The organism is bacterium, assembly GCA_030655055.1.
Classification (GTDB): domain Bacteria; phylum Edwardsbacteria; class AC1; order AC1; family EtOH8; genus UBA5202.
The window spans coordinates 1-4,637 of record JAURWH010000059.1 but is presented as its reverse complement, the minus strand read 5'-3'; the positions used below and the strand labels follow the sequence as shown (position 1 = coordinate 4,637).

Below are 4,637 nucleotides of genomic sequence, written 5' to 3'. Positions count from 1 at the left end.
AAAGCCCGAGTTCAGACAAGCCCGTCATCAACGAGAAGCGTAGCGCCCGGAGAGTTTTAAGCGACGAGCTTCTTCTTTTGGTTCTTCTCTTTTTGGCGGTACAAAAAGAAAAGAACGTAATTAAGCCAATACCTGCGTTTTCACCAAACCCGCCATATTCTTTCTACTTTTCCTGAGCAAGTTATATAGGCATATAAATCAAGTTAATCCTGTCTTACCTACGGTCGTAGAGTTAGTGTTACCCATCAGACTCCCTGGGCCAGCCGCTCGGCCAGCCTGGCCGGCAATCCGGACTTCAGTATCTTTTGCTGGGCCTGGGCGATGTCGTATTCCACCCGCCGGATGATCAGCTCCCGGCGCTGGCTGTCATAGACCGCATAGCAGGCCCGGGGGTCGCCGTCCCGCGGCTGTCCCACGCTGCCGGCGTTGATTATGTAACGGTTCCCCGGCTCCAGCCGCAGGTATTCCCGCCCCGCCATCGAGCATTCCCCGTCAGGGCCCAGCCGCCAGAATATCGGCAGGTGTGAGTGCCCGATAAAGCAGAGCGGCAGGGAAAAATGCTCGAACTGGTATTCGGCTTCGTCCATGGAAAGTATGTAGCGCCATTCCTGGGGTTTTTCCGGGGCCGAATGCGCCGCCACAAAGATCCCGTCTGGCCAGGATACCTCCTTCAAAAGGGGAAGGTCATACAGCAGCTTTTTCTCGGCGGGATCCAGGACCTTGGAGGTCCACTCCACCGCCCTGCGGGCATTGGCGCTGAAGAAGGAGGTCTCCAGCCTTCCGGCCACCCCGTGATCGTGGTTCCCGGCCACCACGGTCCGGCACAGCTCCAGCGTCTCCCGCAGGCAAAGGCCGGGCTCGGCCCCGTAGCCCACGATGTCGCCCAGGCAGATCACTTCATCCGGCTGTTCATTTTTCAGGCTGGCCTTGACCGCGCTTAAGGCCTGATGATTACCGTGGATGTCCGAGATGATGGCATACCGCATAACTTCACCGTAAATGAGTTTTGGGGTTCAAACCTGTTTTGCCATTTCCTTGTAGACATTGTCCAGGATGCCGTTGATGAATTTCCCGGACTGCCCGTCCCCGAATTTTTTCCCCAGTTCAATGGACTCGTCGATGGCCACCTTGGGCGGCACCTCGGCCTGCAGGTACATCAGCTGGGCCACTCCCAGCCTCAGGATGTTCCGGTCCACCACCGCCATCCGGGAAAGCTTCCAGTTCTTGGCCGAACGCTCGATGACCTGGTCGATCTCCTGGATATTTCCGGCCACCGCCTGAACCAGGCTGATGGTAAAGTCTATGGCCTGGCCGGAATTCCTCTGCCGGATGTCGTACAGGGCCTCCTCCGGCGGGATACCGGTAAGCTCCATCTGGTACAAAGCCTGCAGGGCCAGCTCCCGGTATTTATGCCTGGTGCTCATTTGCTTTTGCCGAGCTTCTGGTAGAGGTCGGCCATCTCGATGGCGAACAGGGCGGCCTCCCAGCCTTTGTTGCCGGACTTGCTGCCGGCCCGCTCCAACGCCTGTTCCAGGTTGTCGGTGGTCACCACCCCAAAGATGGTCGGCACGCCCGAACTCATGGACACCTGGGCCACGCCCTTGGCCACCTCGGCCGCGATGTAATCAAAATGAGGGGTGTCGCCCCGGATCACCGCGCCCAGGCAGACCACGGCATCGTAGCGCTTGGAGGCGGCCAGCTTGGAGGCGGCCCCCGGGATCTCAAACGATCCCGGCACCCAGACTATGTCTATCTGGTCAGCCTCGGCCCCGTGCCGCAGCAGGCAGTCCTGGGCGCCCTCCAGCAGACGGGCCCCCACCAGATCGTTGAACCGGGAGACCAGCAGGCAGAACCTTTTGCCCTGGGCATTAAGCTGGCCTTCATAAACCTTGTGCTTCATTTTCTCTCCTTTATTAAGAAACAATGTTCATCTAATTTACTTCATAACCCACTGTGAAATGAAATCTGTTAAATCAAGCTATATGTAATTATTCACCCCTACGGGTTATCGTCACTTTGCATAAGCACCTAAATTCTTTTTAAGTCGATCCTTTACCGATTGCGTGCCGTCGACTGAAAATTCCTGGCCGGTGATCATTTCAAAGAGGCGGATATACCGGTGCGACAGTTCGATGACGAGGTCATCAGGTGCGGACGGTAGGATTTTATCTTTATAAGGGTCGCAATGCTCCTTGAACCAGAGCCGTAGAAATTCTTTGTCGATATTCTCCGGTTCCTTGCCCGCGGCTATCCTCGATTCGAATGTTTCTTTTATCCAATAGCGGGAAGAATCGGGCGTATGTATCTCGTCTATGAGACAGATCTCTCCTTTGTCATCAATGCCGAGTTCGTATTTTGTATCTACAAGGATCACTCCGTTTCTGGCCGCGAGCTCCGTGCCCCTTTTAAAGAGGGCGAACACGATTTTTTCCAGTTTCTCCCAGGTCTTTTTATCTATTAGCCCTTTGTCGACAATTTGGGCGGCCGAGATCGATTCGTCATGGGCTTCTGATTTCGTTGTCGGAGTCAGGATCGGTTCCTTGAATTTCTGGTTTTTCTTCATTCCATCGGGAAGGATGTTGCCGCATATGTTTCGGATGCCTTTTGCGTATTGTGCCCAGGCCGAGGTATCGGTCGAGCCCGTAAGATAGGCCCTCATGACGAATTCTACTGGAAAAACCTTGCATTTTTTCCCTATGGTCACATTCGGGTCCGGGATTTTAATGACGTGGTTCTTTACGATATCTGCGGTATTTTCAAACCAAAAGGCGCTTACCTGGTTCAGCACCTGGCCTTTAAACGGAATGCTAGCCAAAATTCTGTCGAAGGCGCTTTGACGGTCCGTGGTGATAAAAAGGAGTGAATCACCCAGATCATAAGTATCGCGGACTTTATCCTTTCTGAACCCGGGCAATTCCAGAAATGAGGTGTCATCGAGACAGTTCTTCAGGTTTTTTTGAATGGTTTCTTTGGATATCATGTAAGGCTCCTTAAGAGATGGCTTAGGTTCTCAAGTAGAATCAGAACATGTTCAGTTGTTGACGCAGTTGCCAAAATCCAGCATGTGCCCCATCTTCTCCTGTTTGGTCTTGAGGTAGCGGAGATTGGAGGGATTGGGGCAGACCGTCACCCCCACCCGTTTGGAGATCTTCAGGCCGTAGCCCTCCAAAGCCGTGATCTTCTGGGGATTGTTGGTGATCAGGTTGATGCTGGTCAGCCCCAGGTCGGCCAGGATCTGGGCCCCGATCCCGTAGTCCCGCTCGTCGGCCTTGAAGCCCAAAGCCAGGTTGGCCTCCACCGTGTCCATGCCCTTGTCCTGAAGCTGGTAGGCCCGCAGCTTGTTGACCAGCCCTATGCCCCGCCCTTCCTGCCGCATGTAAAGGAAGACCCCGCTGCCCTTTTTGCTGATCATCTTAAGGGCCGAGGCCAGCTGGTCGCCGCAGTCGCAGCGCAGGGAGCCCAAAATGTCCCCGGTCAGGCACTGGGAGTGGACCCGTACCAGCACGTTCTTTTTGCCCTTGACCACGCCCTTTACCAGCGCCAGGTGGTGGTATTTCTCGATCAGGTCCTCGTAGACCACCAGGTTGAATTCCCCGTATTTGGTGGGAAGCTTAAGACTCAGGATGTTCTTGACCAGTTTCTGCTTGGCCCGGCGGTACAGGATCAGGTCTTTGACTGTGACGATCTTTAGTTTGTGCTTCCGGGCAAAGGCGAACAAGGCCGGACCCTTGGCCATGCTTCCGTCGTCGGACATGATCTCGCACAGGATGCCCGAAGGATACAGCCCGGCCAGCCCGGCCAGGTCGGCCGCGGCCTCGGTGTGCCCGGCCCGGCGCAGCACTCCGCCCTCCACCGCCTGCAGGGGAAAGATGTGTCCCGGGCGGGCCAGATCGGCCGGCTTGGCCTTGGGATCGATCAGTACCTTGATGGTCCGGGCCCGGTCCTGGGCCGAGATCCCGGTGGTGGTGCCTTTGACCGCATCCACCGAGACCGCGAAGTTGGTGCCGAGCTTGGAGGTGTTGCGCTCCACCATGGGGGAAAGCTTCAACTGCTCCAGCCTGGCCGCCGTCAGGGAAACGCAGACCAGCCCCCGTCCCTCCCTGGCCATGTAATTGATGGCTTGGGGGGTGACCTTGGCCGAGGCCATCACCAGATCGCCTTCGTTCTCCCGATCCTCGTCGTCCACCACCACGATCATCTTGCCCAGCCGGATGTCCTTCAGCGCTTCGGGTATGGTATTGAATTTCAGTTTTTTGTTCATTAAATTCTCTTGCTAATTGTTTGCACTTCTTCCGAACCACATCAAACCTTTACCCCATTTATACCTTTATACCTTTATACTTTTATACCTTTATACTTTTATACCTTTAATTCCTTTACATCCTGCCGTTAAGTATCGACTCCACGTATTTTGCCATCTGATCCAGTTCCAGGTTGACCCTGTCCCCGGTTTTGATGTTTTGCAGATTGGTATTTTCCCAGGTATGGGGAATGACTGCGGCCTTGAACCCCCGGACGGTCTTCTGGGCCACGGTCAGGCTGATCCCGTCCACCGCCGCCGAGCCTTTGGTGATGATGTATTTCAGGTATTTGCTATCGGCCGAGACCTCGATGGTTGCGCCCTGGCTGCTTTTTAT

General features: G+C 55.1%; 6 protein-coding genes. All 6 read right to left on the bottom strand.

The window, feature by feature from the left end; all coding sequences use genetic code 11:
• Positions 1–245: 245 nt before the first annotated feature.
• Complete coding sequence (locus tag Q7U71_02790; GenBank protein ID MDO9390680.1) at positions 246–986, bottom strand: metallophosphoesterase family protein; 741 nt, start codon at positions 984–986, stop codon at positions 246–248.
• A gap of 27 nt (positions 987–1,013) precedes the next feature.
• Positions 1,014–1,424: a transcription antitermination factor NusB gene (gene nusB, locus Q7U71_02785; GenBank protein MDO9390679.1), complete on the bottom strand. Its 411-nt coding sequence runs from the start codon at positions 1,422–1,424 to the stop codon at positions 1,014–1,016.
• The gene (gene ribH, locus Q7U71_02780; protein ID MDO9390678.1) at positions 1,421–1,900 is read right to left on the bottom strand and encodes a 6,7-dimethyl-8-ribityllumazine synthase; all 480 of its coding nucleotides are present in this window, start codon (positions 1,898–1,900) and stop codon (positions 1,421–1,423) included. Before ribH ends, nusB begins: the two co-directional genes overlap by 4 nt.
• Before the next feature lie 111 nt (positions 1,901–2,011).
• Positions 2,012–2,980, bottom strand: coding sequence for a phosphoribosylaminoimidazolesuccinocarboxamide synthase (locus tag Q7U71_02775; GenBank protein ID MDO9390677.1), 969 nt, complete (start codon positions 2,978–2,980; stop codon positions 2,012–2,014).
• Between the two features lie 51 nt (positions 2,981–3,031).
• Positions 3,032–4,261, bottom strand: coding sequence for a bifunctional 3,4-dihydroxy-2-butanone-4-phosphate synthase/GTP cyclohydrolase II (locus Q7U71_02770; protein MDO9390676.1), 1,230 nt, complete (start codon positions 4,259–4,261; stop codon positions 3,032–3,034).
• Positions 4,262–4,376: 115 nt separating this feature from the next.
• A partial coding sequence (locus Q7U71_02765; protein ID MDO9390675.1) for a riboflavin synthase occupies positions 4,377–4,637 on the bottom strand: 261 nt, incomplete at its 5' end.

Excerpts from the sequence above, each read along its gene's own strand:
- nusB (MDO9390679.1), bottom strand. The coding sequence starts at position 1,424 with ATGAGCACCAGGCATAAATACCGGGAGCTGGCCCTGCAGGCTTTGTAC.
- ribH (MDO9390678.1), bottom strand. The coding sequence starts at position 1,900 with ATGAAGCACAAGGTTTATGAAGGCCAGCTTAATGCCCAGGGCAAAAGG.
- Q7U71_02770 (MDO9390676.1), bottom strand. The coding sequence starts at position 4,261 with ATGAACAAAAAACTGAAATTCAATACCATACCCGAAGCGCTGAAGGAC.
- Q7U71_02790 (MDO9390680.1), bottom strand. The coding sequence starts at position 986 with ATGCGGTATGCCATCATCTCGGACATCCACGGTAATCATCAGGCCTTA.
- Q7U71_02775 (MDO9390677.1), bottom strand. The coding sequence starts at position 2,980 with ATGATATCCAAAGAAACCATTCAAAAAAACCTGAAGAACTGTCTCGAT.